The 20,907-nt window shown below is 65.1% G+C and carries 16 protein-coding genes; 4 read left to right on the top strand and 12 right to left on the bottom strand.

Features of this window, described 5'->3' with window-relative positions:
* The first annotated feature begins 181 nt into the window (after positions 1-181).
* The 3 genes from AB4061_RS07045 (at position 182) to AB4061_RS07035 (ending at position 3,723) form a co-directional block, all read left to right on the top strand.
* On the top strand, positions 182-1,375 hold the full coding sequence (locus AB4061_RS07045) for a class I SAM-dependent rRNA methyltransferase (protein ID WP_441632222.1): 1,194 nt from the start codon (positions 182-184) through the stop codon (positions 1,373-1,375).
* Between the two features lie 894 nt (positions 1,376-2,269).
* A complete protein-coding gene (locus AB4061_RS07040) occupies positions 2,270-3,247 on the top strand; it encodes an NAD(P)H-dependent flavin oxidoreductase (protein WP_183032018.1) in 978 nt (325 codons plus the stop codon).
* 5 nt (positions 3,248-3,252) lie between these two features.
* Positions 3,253-3,723 carry a YbaN family protein gene (locus AB4061_RS07035; protein WP_441632220.1) on the top strand — a complete coding sequence of 157 codons (471 nt, stop codon included), beginning with the start codon at positions 3,253-3,255 and terminating at the stop codon, positions 3,721-3,723.
* On the opposite strand, the gene AB4061_RS07030 is transcribed toward AB4061_RS07035, so the two are convergent.
* The 7 genes from AB4061_RS07030 to AB4061_RS07000 all read right to left on the bottom strand — a co-directional run bounded on the left by AB4061_RS07030 (position 3,714) and on the right by AB4061_RS07000 (position 12,390).
* Positions 3,714-4,964: a phenylacetate--CoA ligase family protein gene (locus tag AB4061_RS07030; RefSeq protein WP_441632218.1), complete on the bottom strand. Its 1,251-nt coding sequence runs from the start codon at positions 4,962-4,964 to the stop codon at positions 3,714-3,716. The two genes, AB4061_RS07035 and AB4061_RS07030, sit on opposite strands and share 10 nt — an antisense overlap.
* A 153-nt stretch (positions 4,965-5,117) precedes the next feature.
* Positions 5,118-5,933 carry an ABC transporter ATP-binding protein gene (locus tag AB4061_RS07025; protein WP_441630697.1) on the bottom strand — a complete coding sequence of 272 codons (816 nt, stop codon included), beginning with the start codon at positions 5,931-5,933 and terminating at the stop codon, positions 5,118-5,120.
* Between the two features lie 102 nt (positions 5,934-6,035).
* Positions 6,036-7,370: an ABC transporter substrate-binding protein gene (locus tag AB4061_RS07020; RefSeq protein ID WP_441632216.1), complete on the bottom strand. Its 1,335-nt coding sequence runs from the start codon at positions 7,368-7,370 to the stop codon at positions 6,036-6,038.
* Between the two features lie 87 nt (positions 7,371-7,457).
* Positions 7,458-8,534: a branched-chain amino acid ABC transporter permease gene (locus tag AB4061_RS07015; RefSeq protein ID WP_441632214.1), complete on the bottom strand. Its 1,077-nt coding sequence runs from the start codon at positions 8,532-8,534 to the stop codon at positions 7,458-7,460.
* A gap of 26 nt (positions 8,535-8,560) precedes the next feature.
* On the bottom strand, positions 8,561-9,475 hold the full coding sequence (locus AB4061_RS07010; RefSeq protein WP_006160142.1) for a branched-chain amino acid ABC transporter permease: 915 nt from the start codon (positions 9,473-9,475) through the stop codon (positions 8,561-8,563).
* Positions 9,476-9,499: 24 nt separating this feature from the next.
* Complete coding sequence (locus tag AB4061_RS07005; protein ID WP_441632211.1) at positions 9,500-10,405, bottom strand: ABC transporter ATP-binding protein; 906 nt, start codon at positions 10,403-10,405, stop codon at positions 9,500-9,502.
* Between the two features lie 14 nt (positions 10,406-10,419).
* Positions 10,420-12,390 carry an AMP-dependent synthetase/ligase gene (locus AB4061_RS07000; protein ID WP_441632209.1) on the bottom strand — a complete coding sequence of 657 codons (1,971 nt, stop codon included), beginning with the start codon at positions 12,388-12,390 and terminating at the stop codon, positions 10,420-10,422.
* A 238-nt stretch (positions 12,391-12,628) separates the two neighbouring features.
* Here AB4061_RS07000 and AB4061_RS06995 point away from each other — a divergent pair, with 238 nt between their 5' ends.
* Positions 12,629-13,297 (top strand): Crp/Fnr family transcriptional regulator, encoded by a 669-nt coding sequence (locus AB4061_RS06995; protein WP_441632207.1) that lies wholly within the window; start codon positions 12,629-12,631, stop codon positions 13,295-13,297.
* A 58-nt stretch (positions 13,298-13,355) separates the two neighbouring features.
* Here the strand turns inward: AB4061_RS06995 and AB4061_RS06990 are convergent, their stop codons facing one another.
* The 5 genes from AB4061_RS06990 to AB4061_RS06970 form a co-directional block, all read right to left on the bottom strand.
* Positions 13,356-14,900 (bottom strand): methyl-accepting chemotaxis protein, encoded by a 1,545-nt coding sequence (locus AB4061_RS06990; protein WP_441632205.1) that lies wholly within the window; start codon positions 14,898-14,900, stop codon positions 13,356-13,358.
* A 411-nt stretch (positions 14,901-15,311) separates the two neighbouring features.
* Positions 15,312-16,166, bottom strand: a complete 855-nt coding sequence (locus AB4061_RS06985; RefSeq protein WP_150989583.1) for a 3-hydroxybutyryl-CoA dehydrogenase — start codon at positions 16,164-16,166, stop codon at positions 15,312-15,314.
* 72 nt (positions 16,167-16,238) lie between these two features.
* Positions 16,239-16,661, bottom strand: coding sequence for an HIT family protein (locus AB4061_RS06980; protein ID WP_441632202.1), 423 nt, complete (start codon positions 16,659-16,661; stop codon positions 16,239-16,241).
* Between the two features lie 123 nt (positions 16,662-16,784).
* Entirely contained in the window at positions 16,785-20,081 is a 3,297-nt protein-coding gene (gene icmF, locus AB4061_RS06975) for a fused isobutyryl-CoA mutase/GTPase IcmF (RefSeq protein ID WP_441632201.1), read from the bottom strand.
* Positions 20,082-20,453: 372 nt separating this feature from the next.
* A complete protein-coding gene (locus tag AB4061_RS06970; RefSeq protein ID WP_441632199.1) occupies positions 20,454-20,792 on the bottom strand; it encodes a DUF2917 domain-containing protein in 339 nt (112 codons plus the stop codon).
* Between the last annotated feature and the right edge of the window lie 115 nt (positions 20,793-20,907).

Genomic DNA, 20,907 nt, shown 5'->3' with positions numbered 1-20,907 from the left:
GAGCGTATCCAGTGCTGCAGTGCTGGACAGAAACAATGGCTCCGCTTGTTGTGGCTCCTAGCTAAGCCACCCCTCTCCCCGCCCCTCTCCCCGTGAGGGGAGAGGGAGTAACAACAATCAGGCACTTCGGACCGGGCTGGCCTGTTCGCTCGGCTTCGTCTGGCGCCTAAAACAACAAATCATGAACACCATCACCCTCAAGCCCGGCAAGGAAAAATCCTTGCTGCGCCGCCACCCCTGGGTCTACGCCACCGGCGTGGATACCGTCGAAGGCCGCTGCGAGCCCGGCAGCACCGTGATCGTGCGCGCCGCCGACGGCCGCTTCCTGGCGCGCGGGGCGTACAGCCCCTCTTCCCAGATTCGCGTGCGGGTGTGGAGCTTCGACGAGAACGAGCCGGTCGATCACGCCATGTTCAAGCGGCGCGTGTCCGCCGCCCTCGCGCATCGCAAGCAGTGGGTGAAAGACAGCGACGCCGTGCGCCTGATCTTCGGTGAATCCGACCGCCTGCCGGGCCTGATCGTCGACTACTACGGCAGCGGCGCCAACGGCCAGCTGGTGTGCCAGTTCAATGCGGCCGGGGTCGAAGCCTGGAAGGACGCCCTGGTGCAGGCGCTCGTCAAGGAAACCGGCTGCCCGAACGTGTACGAGCGCTCCGACGCCGCCGTGCGCGAGCGCGAAGGCTTGCCGCTGGTGACCGGCGTGCTGGCCGGCGCCGAGCCCGACCCCGAGCTCAGCGTGACCGAGCACGGTGTGCGCTACTACGTGGACGTGAGGAGCGGCCACAAGACCGGCTTCTATGTCGACCAGCGCGACAACCGCAAGCTGGTGGGTGACCTGGCCAACGGCCGCGAAGTGCTCAACTGCTTCTGCTACACCGGCGGCTTCTCGCTGGCGGCGCTGCGCGGCGGCGCCACCTCGGTGACCTCGATCGACTCCTCCGGCGAGGCGCTCAAGACCGCCGCGGGCAACGTCACCCTCAACGGCTTCGACCCCGAGCGCGCGACCTGGCTCGACGCCGATGTGTTCAAGTCGCTGCGCCAGTTCCGCGCCGACGGCCGCCAGTTCGACCTGATCGTGCTGGACCCGCCCAAGTTCGCGCCATCGGCCCAGCATATCGACCGCGCCGCGCGCGCCTACAAGGAGATCAACCTGGTCGGCCTGCAGTTGCTGCGCCCGGGTGGCCTGCTGTTCACCTACTCATGCTCCGGCGCGATCAGCATGGAACTGTTCCAGAAGATCGTGGCGGGCGCGGCGACCGATGCCCGCGCCGATGCGCGCATCCTGCGACGCCTCTCGGCCGGCACCGATCACCCGATGCTGGCGGCCTTCCCCGAAGGCGAGTACCTCAAGGGCCTGCTGCTGGAAAAGATCTGACAACCAAGGGCATTGGCCGAAGCCGCCGAACGGGCCAAAGCCGCACGCCATGACGACGGCTGTCTCTCCCTCGCCCCTCAGGGGGAGAGGGCCGGGGAGAGGGGGGGCTTAGCTAGGAGCCACTTCAAGCAAAGCCCGTGGTGTTGTCCGGCACGACGCCGCAACGAGCGCCCGCCCTCTCCCCGGACCCTCACCCGCTAGAGGGAAGCAAATCGGCCATTTCGCAGGATTACGGCCGTCATCCCGTCTTCACGCGAGCGCCTTCAGTCCGTCATAAACGCCGCCTATAGTCCGCTGTGCGGATGCGGCATTGGCAGGTGCCCTCCCGCCTCTTCCTATCAGTCTTCGTGGTAGTTGCCCCGCGGCGTAGCGGGGTTTTTTTTGTTCGCCGTTCCGCCCGAGGACGTCTACAGCGTGCGCGGTGAAGGCAAGGACGACACGCTCGGCCTGCGGGCAGCCGATGTCACCGCTGGCAGCGAACACGGCCCTTCGCATCGGGCTGGCGTTATGCGGAATACCGGGTCGACAAGACGCTTGCCGAGCAAGCCATTCGGGATGATGGCGGACAGGTCAAGCAGTGCCTTGAAGGATTTGGGAGCGTGTTGGAAGTACGGGAGACGGATGGTATGGGTCATGGCTTGGCCTTTTGGCGCGGGCTCGCGAGATCGAGTGAAATCGAGTGAGATCTCGTGGGACCGCTGTTACTTGCAGCCGGCGCGGGTTCCGGCGCAGACTCGGCTCAAAGACTGTCCCCGCAGCTGGCCCCGGTGGCTGGCGCAGGTAGACAGCCCCTTCTAACGCCCGTCTAACGCCCGTCAGCCGAAACTCCCTATAATCGAACGATCGTTCATATCCAGGGCGCCACTGGCGCCCGTTCGTGGTCCAGGAGACGCCATGCCCGCCGCCAAACAATTGCCCCAGGTCCTGCAAAACCTGGCGCTGCCCGTGATTTCCTCGCCGATGTTCATCGTCAGCTACCCCGAGCTGGTGCTGGCGCAGTGCAAGGCCGGCATCGTCGGCTCCTTCCCCGCGCTGAACGCGCGCCCTGCCGAGATGCTGGGCGACTGGCTCACCCAGATGGAAGACGATCTCGCCGCCTTCCGCGCCGCCAACCCGGGCAAGCCGGTCGGCCCGATCGCCGTCAACCAGATCGTGCACACCTCCAATGTGCGCCTGGAGCACGACATCAAGGTGTGCGTGGACCACAAGGTACCCATCTTCATCACCTCGCTGCGCGCGCCGCCCAAGGAGATGATCGACGCCGTGCACAGCTATGGCGGCATCGTGCTGCACGATGTGATCAGCATCCGCCACGCCGAGAAGGCGATCGAAGCCGGCGTGGACGGGCTGATCCTGGTGGCAGCCGGCGCCGGCGGCCATGCCGGCACGCTGTCGCCGTTCGCGCTGGTGGGCGAAGTGCGCAAGATCTTCGACGGCGTGATCGCGCTGTCGGGCTCGATTGCCACTGGCGAGTCCGTGCTGGCCGCACAGGCCATGGGCGCGGACTTCGCTTACGTCGGCACCCGCTTCATCGCCTCGCAGGAAGCGCACGCCAGCGAGTCCTACAAGCAGTCGATCACCACCTCCGCCGCGGCCGACATCATCTACACCAACCTGTTTACCGGCGTGCACGGCAATTACATCCGCGAGAGCATCGAGGCCTCGGGGCTGGATCCCGCCAACCTGCCGCAGGCGGACAAGACCAAGATGGACTTTTCCAGCGGCGCGTCCAAGGCCAAGGCATGGAAGGATGTCTGGGGCGCCGGCCAGGGCGTGGGCCAGATCCACGACATCCCCACCGCCGGCGAAATCGTGGCGCGCATGAAAGCCGAGTACAACGACGCGCGCGCCCGCCTGGGGCTTGCGGTCTGAGCGCATTGCCATCCTTTACGCCCACCCCACCCACCCCTCCCGCCGTGCGCAGCCGCAGGCAACGCGCGCTGCGCGCGCTGTGGGTGGCGCTCGGCGTGCTCAGCCTGCTGCTGGGCGTGATCGGCATCTTCCTGCCGGTGCTGCCCACCACGCCTTTCGTCTTGCTGGCCGCCGCGTGCTTCGCGCGCGGCTCGGAGCGTTTCCATGCGCGGCTGACTGCGCATCCGCGCTTCGGCCCGCTGGTGCGTGACTGGCAGGCCCACCGCAGCATTCCCTTGCGCGCCAAGCAATTGGCCATCGGCATGATGTGGCTGTCGATGGGCACCACCGCATGGCTGATGCGCGAGCGCCCGCTGGCTTCGCTGACGCTGGTCGCCATCGCGGCGGCCGTCAGCGCATGGCTGCTGTGGCTGCCGACGCGCCCCGCCGGCGGCCATGCGGCACCGTCCACGGGCCGCGACCGCGCTCAGTCGTAACGCCGCGCGTCCTCGATCACCTTGCCATCCTGCGGCAGCGAGCCCGCTGCCACGAAGCGCACCTCGCCGCGCAGGCGCATCACCTCGCGCAGCGATTCGCCGATGGCCTGCGCCAGCGCCGCATCGTCGCGCGTGGCATCGCAGTGCAGGGTCATCACGTCGGCGCCTACGCTGCCTGTCACCACCAGGCGCGCGGCGCGCACCTCGGGATGGCGCCGCACCACCTCGCCCACCTGCCCGGGATGCACGAACATGCCCTTGACCTTGGTGGTCTGGTCGGCACGGCCCAGCCAGCCCTTGAGCCGCTGGTTGGTGCGCCCGCACGGGCTGGCGCGCTCGTCCGAGCCGGCCACGAACGCCGACAGGTCGCCCGTGCCGAAGCGAACCAGCGGATAGTCTCCATTGCCCAGCACCGTGACCACCACCTCGCCGGTCTCGCCATCAGGCATGGGCTGCGTGCCGCCCGGCTCGACGATCTCCACCAGCACGTTCTCGTCCACCACCCAGCCGTCGCCGCCCTGCGTCTCGTAGGCGATCAGGCCCACGTCGGCGCTCCCGTACATCTGCTGCACGCGGATGCCGCGCTCGGTGAACCAGGCGCGCAGCGATGGCGGCAATGCCTCGCCAGACACCAGCGCCTTGCTCAGGCTCCGGCATGGCTGGCCGATCTCGTCGCCTTTTTCCAGCAGCAGCTTGAGAAAGGATGGGGTGCCCGCGTAGGCCGCCGGCTGCAGGCTCGCCATCGCCTGCACCTGAGATTCGGTCTGTCCCACGCCCGCCGGGAACACACAGCAGCCCAGCCGATGGGCGCCGGTTTCCATCATCATGCCGGCCGGCGTGAAGTGGTAGGAAAAGGTGTTGTAGACGAGATCGCCCGAGCGGAAGCCCGCCGCGAACATCGCGCGCGCGATCCGCCACCAGTCGGCGCCGTGCCCGTCGGGCTCGTGGATCGGGCCGGGCGACTGGAAGATGTGGCGCAGGCCGCCCAGCGGCGTCGCATTCAGCCCGCCCAGCGGCGGCATGGTCTTCTGCCGCGCCGTCAGCTCGGACTTGCGCGTCACCGGCAGCGCCGCCAATGCGGCGCGTGAGTCCAGCGCGCGCGGATCCACGTCGCGCAGCACCTCCGCAAAATAAGGCGCATGCGCCTTGGCATGCGCAACCTGGCGCGACAATGCGTCCAGCAAGGCCTGCAAGCGGACGGCCGGGGCGCGCGTTTCAAGCGAATCGAAGTATTCAGGCATGGTGCGTAGTTCGCGTAGGTAGTCGCGTGATGAACCGTACTGTTTAAACCCGGACGCGCATCGAGAAGGGCGAAGACGCCGTAGCGAGCGGCCCGTGGCGGATTGGCCGAGCGCAGCCGTGCACGGGCCGAGCGGCAGGCTTGTCCGCGCTGCTCAGGCGAGCCAGCGCTTGCGCCGGCGATAGCTCTTTACGTCGCGGAAGGAGCTTCTCCCGCCGCCCTCTCCATCGTTCGCGGCGACGCCCAGGTAGAACTCCTTCACATCCTCATTGGTGCGCAGCGCCTCGGCCGCGCCATCCATCACCACACGGCCGTTCTCCAGGATGTAGCCGTAGTCCGCATAGCGCAGCGCCACCATGGTGTTCTGCTCGGCCAGCAGGAAGCTGACCTTTTCGCGCTGGTTCAGGTCGCGCACGATCTCGAAGATCTCCTCCACGATCTGCGGCGCCAACCCCATCGATGGCTCATCGAGCAGGATCATGCTGGGCTTGGCCATCATGGCCCGGCCGATCGCGCACATCTGCTGCTCGCCGCCCGAGGTGTAGCCCGCCTGCGATTTGCGGCGCGTCTTCAGGCGCGGGAAGTAGGCGTAGATGCGCTCCAGCGCATCGCGTGTTTCACTGCGCGACAAGCCGCGCGTGTAGGCGCCGGTCAGCAGGTTTTCCTCGAGCGTCAGGTGGGCGAAGCAATGCCGCCCCTCCATCACCTGGATCACCCCGCGCTTGACCAGTTCATTGGGCGTGAGCCGGTCGACCCGGTTGCCGCGGTACTCGATCGAGCCCTTGGTGACGTCCCCGCGCTCGGCGTGCAGCAGGTTGGAGATGGCCTTGAGCGTGGTGGTCTTGCCCGCGCCGTTGGCGCCCAGCAGCGCCACGATCCGCCCCTCGGGCACATCGAGGGAAACGCCCTTGAGCACCAGGATGACGTGGTCGTAGATGACTTCGATATTGTTGACGGACAACAGGCTCATGGTGCGGCTCGGTTGGTGGTTCCTGGCTGGCTTCATCTCCGCTCGCCCGCATGCGGGCGAGCGGAGTCGACAACAATCAACAAACGCCTTGCGGCGCCCGGATCAAGACTTCATGCACGCAGGCGAGATGCCCTTTTCTTTCGCGAACTGCGCGGCACTCGCCTTGAACAGCGGATGGATCAGGTTCTTGTTGCCTTCGATCCAATCCGACACCACGACCCACTTGGTGCCGTCCCACTGCTGGATCTTCACCTTGCCCGAGCCTTCGTGGTTGTCGCAGCTGGTCTTGATCTCCGGCAGCAAACCGGTGGCGCCCAGCTGCTGCAGGCGCGCATTGTTCACGTTCAGGTTCTCGAATGCCCAGCGCATGTCTTCGCCGCTCATGACCTTGCCCTTGCCATACTTGGCCTGCGCCACGCGGATCGCCTCCACCGTCACCACGGCCGCGGACACGCCACGGTTGTAGAGCACCGAGCCAACCTTGTTGCGGTCCTGCATATTGCCCTTGCCGGCGCCGTAGACGACCTTGTCGATATCGGCAATCAGCGGCACGCCCTTGCCCGCCACGTTCCAGGTTGCGCTCATATAGCCCTTGGCGGCATCGCCGGCGGGCACGGTGTCTTCTTCCGAACCTGCCCACCACGAGCCAATCATCTTGTCGCGCGCGAAGCCCACCTTCTGCGCCGCCTTGAGCGCGGTCTGGTTCATCACGCCCCAGCCCCAGAAGATCACGTAGTCAGGATTCTCCTGGCGGATCTTCAGCCACTGTGCGCCCTGCTCGTTGCCGGGGTGCGCCACCGGGATCTCGACCAGGTTGAACTTGCCGAGCTTGGCTTCGGCTTCCAGCGCCACGATCGGCTCCTTGCCATAGGCGGAGTCGTGATACAGGTAGACAATCTTCTTGCCGGCCAGCGAGCCGCCGTTCTTGCCCGCCAGGAACTTGACGATGGCCGAGACCTGCATCTGGTAGGTGGTGACGAGCGGGAAGGCATAGGGGAAGACCGAACCGTCAACCGCATCGGTGCGGCCATAGCCCATCATCACCAGCGGCACCTTGTCGGCCGCGGTCTTGTCCACCAGCGCGTAGGAGATGCCGGTCGACATGGTGTGGTACGCGGTGCCCTTGCTGGCCGGGCTCTTGCCCTTGAGCCGCTCGTAGCACTCCACGCCCTTGGCGTTGTTGTACTCCGTCTCGCACTCTTCCCACGACAGCTTGACGCCGTTCACGCCCCCGTCCTTGAGGTTGACGTAGTTCAGGTAGTCGACGAAGCCGCCATAAAAGGACTGTCCGTTGGCGCCATAAGGGCCGACGCGATAGCTGGGCAGCGCGACGAACTGCTCGCCGCTTTGCGCCTGCACCGCCAGCGGCGCCAGCAGCGCGGCCGACGCACCCACCGCCAGGGCTATACGCTGCAGATTGCGAATCAGGATGGTCATGACAGTCTCCTTCACCTTGGCAGGTGTGTTTGTTATGGAATACCCGTTTCTCTTGTTCCGAACCAAAAAACATCGATGCGATGAGACTCAGTGTGGGAATGGCCAGAGCCGCAGCTTCTCCTTCGCGATCTGCCACAGCCGTGCCAGGCCATGCGGCTCCACCACCAGGAAAAAGATGATCAGCCCGCCGAACACCATCAACTGGATATGCGACACGGCGGCGTTGGTAAAGGGCAGGTGCAGCAACGCGGCCAGCGGCGGCAGCGCGATGTCCAGGAAGATCGGCAGCAGCAAGATGAACGCCGCGCCCAGGAACGAGCCAAGGATGCTGCCCACGCCGCCGATGATGATCATGAACAGCACGCGGAAGGAAAGGTCAAGCGAGAAGCCGTCCGGCTCGACCGAGCCCAGGTAGCAGAACGCATAGAGCGCGCCCGCCACGCCGCAGTAGAACGAGCTGACGGCAAAGGCCAGCAACTTGGTGCGCATCAGCGGAATGCCGATCACTTCCGCCGCCACGTCCATGTCGCGCACCGACATCCAGGCGCGCCCGGTCGAGGAGCGCACCAGGTTCTTGGCCACGATGGCCAGCACCGTCACCAGCATCAGCACGAAGAGGTACTTCTTCACCGGCGTATCGATGACGATGCCAAACAGGTTCAACTGCTGCGCGGTGATCACGCCCGATGAGCTGTTGTTGGAGAACCAGGGAAACTTGGTCAGCGCCCACACCACGAAGAACTGCGCGGCCAGCGTCGCCACCGCAAGGTAGAAGCCCTTGATGCGCAGCGACGGCAGGCCGAACGCCACCCCCACCAGCGCCGCCGACAGTCCGGCGAGGATAAAGGTCAGCAGCACCGGCAGGCCCTCGATGCGCAGCTGGAAGTTGTAGGCCGCGTAGGCGCCCACCGCCATGAAGGCCGCGGTGCCAAGCGAGAGCTGCCCCGCGTAGCCCGTGAGGATATTGAGCCCGAGCGCGGCCAGCGCGAAGATCAGGAACGGGATCAGGATGGCCGAGAACCAGTACTCCGAACCCAGCAGCGGAATCGCCACGAAGGCCACCGCCATCAGCACCGCAAAGCCGATGCGGTCCTGACGGATGGGGAAGATCTGGCTATCGGCAACGTAGGTGGTCTTGAACTGGCCGGATTCACGGTAGAACATGTTTTCTCTCCTGTGGCGCGGGCCGCTCAGACACGATCGATGTGTTTCTCGCCGAACAGCCCCTCTGGCCGCACCAGCAGGAACAACAGCGCAAACACATAGGGGAACCAGCCTTCGATACCACCGAAGTTGCCGCCAAACGCGGACTGGAACACAGGCGGGATATAGATCTCGGCCAGCTTCTCCGAGGCCCCGATGATCAGCCCGCCGACGATGGCGCCGGGCACCGAGGTAAAGCCGCCCAGGATCAGCACCGGCAGCGCCTTCAACGCAGTCAGTGTCAGCGCGAACTGCACGCCATTGCGCGAGCCCCACAGCATGCCCGCCACCAGCGCCACGAAGCCCGCCACGCCCCAGACAATGGCCCAGATATGCTGCAGCGGAATCCCCAGCGACAGCGCGGCCTGGTGATCGTCCGCCACCGCGCGCAATGCGCGGCCCACCTTGGTGTACTGGAAGAACAGCGCCAGCGTGCCCACCAGGATGCCGGCGATGCCCGCCGCCGCCAGGTCGAACTTGGATACCACGATATTGAAGCGCGTCAGGATGGCTTCGATGGGCTCGTCGACGATGCCGAGGTTGATCGGGCGCACTTCATTGCCGAACAACAGCGGCCCCAGCCCTTCGAGGAAGAAGGACAGCCCGATGGTGGCCATGAACAGCGTGATGGGTGGCTGGTTCACCAGCTTGCGCAGCACCAGCCGTTCGGTGCTGATGCCGACCACCACCATCACGCCAAACGCGCCGATCACGGCCGCCCACATCGGCAGTCCCTTGTCCATCAGCCCCACCACCGCCAGCGCGGCAAAGTACACCATCGCGCCCTGCGCGAAGTTGAACACGCCCGACGCCTTGTAGATCAGCACGAACCCCAGTGCCACCAGCGAGTACATCAACCCCGACAATAAGCCGCCGATCAGGATTTCAAAGAAGAACGTCATGGTTGTCCTTGTCTTGCAGCTGCATCAGTGACCAGCGCCCAGGTAGGCGCGAATCACATCCGGGTTGGCCTTCACCGCTTCGGGCGTACCGTCGCCGATCTTCTTGCCGTAGTCCAGCACCACCACACGGTCGGAGATGTCCATCACCACGCCCATGTCGTGCTCGATCAGCACGATGGTGGTGCCGAACTGATGGTTCACGTCCAGGATGAAGCGGCACATGTCCTGCTTCTCTTCCACGTTCATGCCGGCCATCGGTTCGTCGAGCAGCAGCATCGAAGGCTCGGCCGCCAGCGCGCGCGCCAGCTCCACGCGCTTTTGCAAGCCGTAGGGCAGGCGCCCCACCGGCGTCTTGCGGATCGCCTGGATCTCGAGGAAATCGATCACCTCCTCGACCTTGCGCCGGTGCTGCATTTCCTCGTTGCGCGCCGGGCCCCACCACAGCGCATTGGCCAGCAGGCCGCTGCGGAACCTGGTGTTGCGCCCGGTCATGATGTTGTCGAGCACGGTCATGCCCTTGAACAGCGCGATATTCTGGAAGGTGCGTGCGATGCCCTGGCGCGCCGCGGCGGTGGGATGCATCTTGCGCCGCTCCTCGCCACGAAACACGATGCGGCCTTGCTGCGGGTGGTAGACCCCGTTGATCACATTGAGCATCGAGCTCTTGCCCGCGCCGTTGGGGCCGATGATGGCGCGGATCTCATGCTCGCGCACGTCAAACGAGATATCGGTCAGCGCCTTCACGCCGCCGAAAGCCAACGAGATATTCTGCAGGTCGAGTATCACGTCGCCGGCCTGCCGCACCTGCGCATGCTCCATCTGAACCCCGCCGAGCGCTTGCGCTGTTGCCCCCGCACCCGCGGACGCGCCGCTCCACACCGGCTGGCCATCGCCGCCGCGCTCCACGCCTTGCCATGCCATTTGCGTCATCCCCCTGCCCCCGCTCATGCCGCGCGCTTCGCACCGGCGGTGGCCGGCGAGAAGCGCTTTACATCGACCAGCTTCAACGTGGCCGAGACGCTGCCTTCACGCCCGTCCTCGAACTTCACGCGCGTCTCGATGAACTGCTCCGGCTTGCCGGCGTACAGCGCTTCGATCAGCGACGCGTATTTCTCGGCGATATAGCCACGCCGCACCTTGCGCGTGCGGGTGAGCTCATCGTCGTCCGGATCGAGTTCCTTGTGCAGGATCAGGAAGCGCGAGACCTGCGAGCCAGCCAGCATGGCATCGGCGGCGAGGTCGGCATTCACCTGCTCGACGCACTCGCCGATCATGGCGATCACCTCTGGCTGCGCCGCCAGGTCGATGTAGCCCGCGTAGGCCAGGTGGCGCCGCTCGGCCCAGTTGCCCACGGCTTCGAAATCGATGTTGATGAACGCGCAGACGCTGTCGCGGCCGGTGCCGAACGCCACCGCTTCCTTGATATAGGGAAAGAACTTGAGCTTGTTCTCGATGTACTTGGGCGCGAACATGGCGCCGTCGGACAGCTTGCCCACGTCCTTCGCGCGATCGATGATCTTGAGGTGGCCATCGGCGTCGATCACGCCGGCGTCGCCGGTCATGAAATAGCCTTGGTCGTTGAGCGCCTCGCGGGTGGCATCGTCGCGCTTGTAGTAGGCCTTCAACAAGCCCACGCCGCGCACCAGCACTTCGCCGTTCTCGGCAATGCGGATCTCCATGCCCGGCGCGGCGGGCCCTACCGAATCGAACTTGACCTTGCCATCCGGCTGCAGGCAGACATAGGCGCAAGTTTCGGTCTGGCCGTAGAACTGCTTGAGGTTGACGCCGATCGAGCGATAGAAGCGGAACAGGTCCGGGCCAATCGCTTCGCCCGCCGTGTAGCCCACGCGGATGCGGCTCATGCCGAGCACATTGCGCAGCGGCCCGAAGATCAGCGCCTCGCCGGCCACGTAGCGCAAGCGGTCGGCCAGCGGCACCGGATTGCCGTCGAGGATGTCGGTGCCGCAGCGGCGCGCCACGCCCATGGCCCAGTGAAAGAGCTTGCGCTTGATCCAGCCCGCATCTTCCATGCGGATCATCACCTGCGTGAGCAGGTTTTCATAGATGCGCGGTGGCGCGAAGTAATAGGTGGGACCGATCTCGCGCAGGTCGGTCATCACCGTCTCGCGTGATTCCGGGCAGTTCACGGTGAAGCCCGCCACCATGGCCTGCGCATACGAGAACAGGTTGTCGCCCACCCATGCCATCGGCAGGTAGGACAGCACGTCGTCCTTCGCGGTCAGGCCATCGAACGCGCAGCCGTTGCGCGCCGCGCCGATCAGGCCGCGATGCGAGTGGCACACACCCTTGGGCTTGCCGGTGGTGCCGGAGGTGTAGAGGATGATGGCGGTATCCTCGGGCTCGCCCGCGGCAACGGCCGCATCGAAGTATCCGGGATTGGCGCGATCGAACTCGCGGCCGATTTCCTGCAGGCGCTGGTAAGGCATCAACGCCGGATGATCGTAGTCGCGCAGCCCGCGCGGGTCTTCATAGATGATATGGCGCACCTTGCGGCCCTGCGCGGCAAGCTGCTCCTCCACCTCCAGCAGCTTGTCCACCTGCTCCTGGTCCTCCACGATGGCGAAGTCGATCTCGGCATCGTTCAGCACATAGATCATCTCGCCGGCAATGGCATCCTGGTAAAGCGGCACCGGCACGCCGCCCATGGCCTGCGCTGCACTCATGGCCCAGTACAGGCGCGGACGGTTGTCGCCGATCACCGCCAGGTTCATGCCGCGGGAAAAGCCCAGCGCAGCCAGGCCGCACGCGAGCGCGCGCACCTCCTGCGCGGTCTGCGCCCAGCTAAAGGTTTGCCAGATCCCGAGATCCTTCTCACGGTAAGCCGGGCTTCCCGGCCGCTGCTGCGCATGCGCAAGCAACAAGCGCGGGAAGGTCGTCGCCGACGGTTCCTGCATGGATGTCTCCTGTCCCTCCGGCGCGGGGGTCCGCCACCGGTGCCAAGCCTGCTGCCGCTGGTTATACTTGGCCTGTTTTGCCCGGCGGCGCTTCTGCCGCAACGCAACAAGCCCGCCGCGCCTGTCCTGGCGCGCATTTGCGGTTCGTGGTGATCGTAAGATAGTCCATGCCATTTCCCCCGGTTGTCACGCCGATGACAATTCCGGGTTAATCCCTACGGGGGAGGTTCTCCAGGTCATGCTCAACGATTTCGTCGACCGCTGCGTGTGGGCAGCCGAGCTCAGCGAAGAACAACGCGACACTGTCCGCCGCGCCATGTGCGTGCGCGAGTATAGCCAGGGCGACTATGTCTGCCATAAAGGCGATATGGCGGAGCACTGGATGGGCGTGCTGGAAGGGATCGTCAAGATCACTACCGTATCGCCGTCCGGTAAGTCGGTCACATTCACCGGTGTGCCTACGGGGGGCTGGTTTGGCGAAGGTGCCGTGCTCAAGGGCGAAATCCGCAAATACGATGTGATGGCGCTGCGGCGCTCGCGCATTGCGTTCCTGCCGCGCGAGACTTTTCAGTGGTTGCTGGATACCAGCTTGCCATTCACCCGGTTCCTGCTGACGCAGTTCAATGAGCGGCTGGGGCAGTTCATTGCCGCCGTGGAATACGAACGGCTGCTCGATATCGATTCGCGGGTGGCGCGCGCGGTGTCGTCGCTGTTCAATGAGCACCTGTACCCTGGCCTGGGGACCACGCTGGAGATCTCGCAGGAAGAAATCGGACTGCTGGCGGGCATATCGCGGCAGCGGGCCAACCAGGCGCTAAAGGTGCTGGAGCAGCAGGGACTGGTGAAGGTCGACTACGGCGTGATCGAGGTACTGGACCTGGAGGGGCTGCGGCAGTACGGCGAGTAGGGCCGCCAGGCCCCTCGCGGCCACCTTGCGGCTTGGCCCGATGCGGCGTGGCGCGCAGTCAACGGAATACGCCGACCGCTTCCACCAGCCGGTTGGCCTGCTGTTTCAGGCTCTGTGCGGCGGCCGCGCTCTGCTCCACCAGCGCCGCGTTCTGCTGGGTGATGCGGTCGAGGTCGCCGATGGCATCGCCAACCTGGCTGATGCCCGCGCTCTGCTCGGACGTAGCCAGGCTGATCTCGGCAATCAGGTCGGAGACGCGCCTGACCTGGGCCACGATGTTGTCCATGGTCTGGCCGGCGTCATTGACCAGCTGGGCCCCCGAATCGACCTTGTCCACGCTGGCGCCGATCAGCGCCTTGATCTCCTTGGCCGCGCTGGCGCTGCGCTGCGCGAGCCCCCGCACCTCACCGGCCACCACCGCGAAGCCCCTGCCCTGTTCCCCGGCCCGCGCGGCTTCCACCGCGGCATTCAGCGCGAGGATATTGGTCTGGAACGCGATGCCGTCGATSACGCTGATGATGTCGGCGATCCGCTTCGAGCTGCTGCTGATTTCCTCCATGGTCGCCACCACCTGCGACATTGCCTCGCCACCCTTGGCGGCCTCGCTGCTGGCGGAGCCGGACAACGCGTTTGCCTGGGCCGCGGTTTCGGCATTGCTCCTGACCGTGGCCGTCATCTGCGTCATCGACGACGCCGTATCCTGTACGTTGGATGCCGCCTGCTCGGTACGCAAGCTCAGGTCGCTATTGCCCTGCGCGATCTCGCTGCTTGCGCCTTGCACGTTCAGCACCTGCTCGCTCACGTCATCGATCAGCCAGCGGAACATCAGGCCAAGCTGGCTGATCGTGCGCAGCGTCATGCCGATCTCGTCCACGCGGTCCATATGCTCGACCTGCTGGCTTTCGCCGGACGCCACGCGCAGGGCCTGTTCCATGACCCGCTCCAGCGGCCGCGAGATCTGCGCCTCCAGCCAGCCGGAGACCAGCATCAGCATGGCGGCGACGATGCCGCCCAGGCCGGCCAGCGGCATCCCGCCCATGCCAAGCGTAGCCGCGCCAATGACCGAGGCCGGCAGCAAGGTCGCCAGTGCGCCGCGGATGCGCCAGCGCACCGGCATGGTCTTGAAGGCCGACGCCCACCGCTTCCAGCCGCCCTGAATGATCAGGCCCTTGTGAAAACGCCGCTGGCCGGCACTACCCTCGCGGAAGTCCTGGTAAAGCCGCCCGGCGGCGTCAATTTCCTCGCGCGAGGGCTTGGTGCGCACCGACATGTATCCCACCGGCTTGCCGTTGCGCACAAGCGGCATGGCGTTGGCGCGTACCCAGTAATGGTCGCCGTCCTTGCGCCGGTTCTTCACCAGCGCCGTCCAGGGCTCGCCGCTCTTGAGCGTGGCCCACATATCGGCGAACGCCTCGGCCGGCATATCCGGGTGCCGCACGATATTGTGGGGCTGGCCCTGGATTTCCTCGCGTGTGAAACCACTGACATCGACGAAGGCCGCGTTGGCATAGGCAATGCGGCTTTCGGTGTCGGTGGTCGACATCAGCGTCGCATTCTCAGGCAGTTCGTATTCGCGCTGCGAGACGGGTTGGTTGTTGCGCATAAAGATTCCCCATCGGTTTTCCAAAGCACGCGCGACGCACAGGCAGTGCCACGACTGCGGCGGCGCGTAGTGCATATCCGCGTTTACGGGAATATCCTTACAAAGCTTTAGCGATTAGGGATCAATGAAGCCATTCAACCGGTTTTACTGGAATCAAAACTGATTTCTCTCAGCCGCCACCGATTTTTTATCCTCACAGGCTTGACAATATTTTTTAATACGATCGTTCCAAAAAATAATTAATGATATCGATTCTTATTTATTGGGTGAGAAAACAGCAAATACCCGGGAGCCAAAACGAGCGTGCCGCGAGCGAAAAAAAAGCTGGCGGCGGATCGCTCCGTAGCCAGCTCTTCTAGCATCCCCCTCCCCGCGGGAGAGGAGGACTTTGCCTCTTTGACTGCGTCAATATTACTTGCTGTAGACGTACACACCGCGGCCCGTCTTGCGGCCGAGATAGCCCGCCGCCACCATTTCGCGCATCAGCATGGCCGGGCGGTATTTCGGGTCGGCAAATTCGGTGTACAGCACCTCCATCACCGCCAGCATCGTATCCAGGCCGATCATGTCAGCCAGCGCCAGCGGGCCGATCGGGTGGTTGCAACCCAGCTTCATGCCTTCGTCAATTTCTTCCGGCGACGCCAGGCCTTCGCCCAGTACGCAGAACGCCTCATTGATCATCGGGCAGAGAATCCGGTTGACCACAAAGCCCGGATTGTTCTTCACGGTGATGGGGTACTTGCCGAGGTTCTTCGACAGTTCTTCCACCAGCGCGTGCGTGGCATCGCTGGTCTGCAGGCCGCGGATCAGCTCCACCAGGGCCATCATCGGCACCGGGTTGAAGAAGTGCATGCCGATGAAGTTGCCCGGGCGGCTGGTGACGGCGGCCAGCTTGGTGATCGAGATCGACGAGGTGTTGGACGCGACGATCACGTTGTCGCCGACGATGCTATCGATCTGCTTGAGGATCTTGACCTTGAGGTCGAAGTTCTCGGTGGCGGCTTCGATCACGATGTCGGCGGCCTTGAGCGCGTCATAAGACGTGGAGCCCTTGATGCGCGCGAGTGCGGCGTCCTTGTCGGCTTCGCTGATCTTGTCTTTCTTGATCAGGCGATCCAGGCTGCTGCCCACGGTGGCGATGCCCTTGTTCACCGCTGCGTCGCTGATGTCCACCATCACTACGTCCAGGCCCACCACCGCGCACGCTTGCGCGATGCCGTTGCCCATGGTACCGGCGCCTACGATGCCAACTGTCCTGATTCCCATCTTGTCTTCCTTGTTGCTGGTTGCTTGATTCTGGCGTGGCGCGCTGCGGTCACGGCGCACCGAGGTATCTGCTCAGGCTTCGCCCAGCGCGGCGATGATGCGCTCGGCGTGCTGGCTGAGGATTTCCGGATCCTGCATGTCGCTGCCGTGGCCGCGCAGGGTGCGCTCGGCGTAGCGCGGCACGATGTGGAAATGCACGTGCGGCACGGTCTGGCCCGCGGCGGCGCCGTTGAACTGGCCGATCGAGATACCGTCCGGCGAGAAGGCGGCGCGCACCGCGCGGGCGACGCGCTTGGTGGTGCGGATGGCGGCTTCGGCACCAGCGTCGGAAAGGTCGAACAGCTCGGCGGCGGGTTCCTTGGTCACCACCAGTACGTGGCCGTCCGACTGCGGCATGATGTCCATGAAGGCGATGGTGTCGGCGTCTTCATACACCTTGTTGCAAGGCAATTCGCCACGCAGGATGCGGGCGAAGATATTGTTGGGATCGTACACGGTACTCCTGATTGGTCTTGGTCTTGATCTTCGCTGGCGCTCGCTGTCCGCAAGGCGACGCGGCTGGCGCAAACGTCAAGTTTAACGCAGGGGCCTCGCACGAGACAGCCCCTGGCTCACGGATCACATATTGCGGCGGTACTGGCCTCCCACCTCAAACAATGCATGCGTGACCTGCCCGAGCGAGCACACGCGCACCGCGTCCATCAGCACCGCAAACACGTTGTCGTTGTCGATCACGGCCTGGCGCAGCCGCTGCAGCATGGCCGGCGCCGCATCCGCGTGACGGGCGTGAAAGTCCGCCAGCCGCGCAAGCTGCCCCTGCTTCTCCTCTTCGCTGGAACGCGCCAGTTCGAGCGATCGCGGCGTCGCGTCGCCATCGGGATTGCGGAACGTATTGACGCCGATGATGGGCAGCGTGCCGTCATGCTTGCGCTGCTCGTAGTACAGCGATTCGTCCTGGATCTTGCCTCGCTGGTAGCCCGTCTCCATCGCGCCAAGCACTCCGCCGCGCTCGGCGATGCGCTCGAACTCCTGCATCACCGCTTCTTCCACCAGGTCGGTCAGCTCATCGATCAGGAAGCTGCCCTGGTTGGGGTTCTCGCATTTGGCCACGCCCCACTCGCGGTTGATGATGAGCTGGATCGCCAGCGCGCGGCGCACCGATTCGCCGGTGGGCGTGGTGATGGCTTCGTCGTACGCGTTGGTGTGCAGCGAATTGCAGTTGTCGTAGATGGCGATCAACGCCTGCAGCGTGGTGCGGATATCGTTGAAGTCGATCTCCTGCGCGTGCAGCGAGCGGCCGGAAGTCTGGATGTGGTACTTGAGCTTCTGGCTGCGTTCGTTGGCGCCGTACTTGTCGCGCAGCGTCACCGCCCAGATGCGGCGCGCCACGCGGCCCAGCACGCTGTATTCCGGGTCCATGCCGTTGGAGAAGAAGAACGACAGGTTAGGCGCGAAGTCATCGATATGCATGCCGCGCGCCAGGTACGCCTCCACATAGGTGAAGCCGTTGGACAACGTAAACGCCAGCTGCGAGATCGGGTTCGCCCCGGCCTCCGCGATGTGATAGCCGGAGATCGACACCGAGTAGAAATTGCGCACCTGGTGATGGACGAAGTACGCCTGGATATCGCCCATCACCTTGAGCGAGAACTCGGTCGAGAAGATGCAGGTATTCTGGCCCTGGTCTTCCTTGAGGATATCGGCCTGCACCGTGCCGCGCACGTTCTGCAGCACCCACGCGCGGATCTTGGCTTCCTCGTCGGCGGTGGGCTCGCGGCTGTTATCGGCGCGGAACTTGTCGAGCTGCTGGTCGATGGCGGTGTTCATGAACATCGCCAGGATGGTGGGCGCGGGCCCGTTGATGGTCATCGACACCGAGGTCGACGGACTGGTGAGATCGAAGCCGTCGTACAGCACCTTCATGTCGTCGAGCGTGGCGATCGACACGCCCGAGTTGCCGACCTTGCCGTAGATGTCCGGGCGTGTGTGCGGGTCCTCGCCGTACAGCGTGACCGAATCGAAGGCGGTGGACAGGCGCTTGGCGTCCATGCCCTCGGAGACCAGCTTGAAGCGGCGGTTGGTGCGAAAGGCATCGCCCTCGCCGGCAAACATGCGGGTGGGGTCTTCGTTCTCGCGCTTGAAGGCGAACACGCCTGCGGTGTAGGGGAAGCTGCCAGGCACGTTCTCGCGCAGCAGCCACTTGAGCACTTCGCCATCGTCCTCGAAGCGTGGCAGCACCACCTTGCGCACCGTGGTGCCGGACATGGTAGTGGTGGTGAGCGTGGTGCGGATTTCCTTGTCGCGGATCTTCACCACGTATTCGTCGCCGCTGTAGGCCTTGCGCATCTCCGGCCACATCGCCAGCAGCTTGCGCTCCTGCGCGCCGAGCGCGGCGTCGCGTTCGGCGGCGAGCGCCTGCAGCGCTTCGCCCTGGTCTTCTTGCCCGGAGGCCGCCAGCAGCATGCGGCGCGCCTCGCGCAGTTGCTGGCGCTCGCGCGCCAGCCGGCTTTGCGCATCCACGCGGCGATGATAAGCGCGCACCGTGTCGGCGATCTCGGCCAGGTAGCGGTTGCGCGCCGGCGGGACGATCACGTTCTGGCCGGTGGAGACGCGCCCGCTCAACTGCGGCAGCACACCGGCCGGCGCACGCATGCCGCGCGCGCACAGCGCTTCGCGCAGGCCCTGGTAGAGCATGGTTATGCCGTCGTCGTTGAAGCGCGACGCCTGGGTGCCGTACACCGGCATCTCCTCGGGCCTGGCATGCCACTGCTCGCGGTTACGCTGCACCTGCTTGGCCACATCGCGCCACGCGTCCTGCGCGCCCTTGCGGTCGAACTTGTTGATGGCGACAAAATCCGCGAAGTCCAGCATGTCGATCTTCTCGAGCTGGCTGGCGGCGCCGAACTCGGGCGTCATCACGTAGAGCGACAGGTCCACGTGCGCAACGATGGCGGCGTCTCCCTGCCCGATGCCCGAGGTCTCGACGATGATCAGGTCGAAGCCGGCCACCTTGCAGGCCGCCAGCACATCGGGCAGCGCCCGCGAGATCTCCGAGCCGGCCTCGCGCGTGGCCAGCGAGCGCATGAAGATGTGCGGGTGGTTGATCGCGTTCATGCGGATGCGGTCGCCCAGCAGCGCGCCGCCGGACTTGCGGCGCGACGGGTCGATCGAGATCACCGCAATGGACAGCGCATCGCGCTGGTCCAGCCGGATGCGGCGGATCAGCTCATCGGTCAGCGAGGATTTGCCCGCGCCGCCAGTGCCGGTGATGCCGAGCACGGGCGTCTTCACCTTGGCAGCCTCGGCGCGCAGCGCGTCGGCCAGCGCGGGATCCGCCTTGCCGTTTTCCAGTGCCGTGATCAGCTGCGCGAGCGCGCGGCGGTCGCCGCCCTTCATCGCATCGAGCGTGGTGGGGGCATAGCGCGCCAGGTCGATATCGCAGCGCTGCACCATGTCGGCGATCATGCCGGCCAGGCCCAGGCGCTGGCCGTCTTCCGGGCTGAAGATCCGCGCCACGCCGTAGGCTTGCAACTCGCGGATCTCGTCCGCCACGATCACGCCGCCGCCGCCGCCGAACAACTGGATGTGCTCGCCGCCGCGCTGGCGCAGCAGGTCCACCATGTACTTGAAATACTCGACGTGGCCGCCCTGGTAACTAGAGATGGCGATGCCCTGCACGTCTTCCTGCAAGGCCGCGCTGACCACCTCGTCCACTGAGCGGTTATGCCCGAGATGGATCACCTCGCAGCCCGAGGACTGCAAGATGCGCCGCATGATGTTGATGGAAGCGTCGTGGCCGTCGAACAGCGAGGCTGCGGTGACGAAGCGCACCTTGTTGACGGGCCCTTTCGGTCCCTGCGCCTGATGGGGAGCGCCGGGTTGAGCGCCCTTCTGCACATCGGAAAGATCGGTCATTGTCTCCACCACGTTCGGTGTTCTGGCTGGCCGCATGACGTCCATGGCTGCCGCTCTGGAGGCGGCTCGGATCTAACACGCGAGCGGTCTGGCTAGTGCCGGCGCAACGGCTTGATTATATGACGTTTACGTTAACGGCAATCAATCCACGGCGGCGCCGATTGCCGCTCGGCGCGGCGCGGCCAGCCACATGAACATCCTCGCATAGTTGGCGCGACGATGTGGAGGGAGGGAGCGAGGCATCGGGGGAGTTCGATGCCGGCAAACGGCATTCTGGCGAGCGCATGACCAGACACTTGGCCAGGCTTCTACCAATACGGATGGGAGCGGGATGACCGGACACGCGCTGCGCGCGGTCCGGCCGGGATCCTCTCAGAGGCCCGGTTCCGGGCACTGGCCGGCACCTGAGCCACGGCGCTCGCCAAAGCGGCGCTTCAGCGCACTCGCCAGCCCGCCCAGCCAGCGCCACGACGACGGGGCCGGCGTCTCGGCCAGCGTGAAGCGCGCGCCCTCGCTTTCGCCGGACAACCATACCCGGGCGCCGGCAGGCAGCGCAAAGACGGCTCCCGGCAGCAGCCAGATATCCGCGTGGTGGCCTTCCACCGTGAGCCAAAGGCGGCCTTCGACCGCCTTCACGCGCTGGCCTTCGCGGGCGCGCCAGCTCACCGGCTGGCCCAGTTCATCGAATTCGAAGATCCTTAGTTCGCGCATTTCATCACTCCTGTTCTGCATTGCGGCCATGTCTCTCGTGCCCGCCGGCCCGGCCAGTGCCGGCACTTCTGCCGCATGCCTTCCATTATTCACAGCGCAAACTACAATCCCATGA

Source organism: Cupriavidus sp. YAF13 (assembly GCF_052113425.1).
Classification (GTDB): domain Bacteria; phylum Pseudomonadota; class Gammaproteobacteria; order Burkholderiales; family Burkholderiaceae; genus Cupriavidus.
This window is presented reverse-complemented; position numbering and strand designations above follow the sequence as displayed.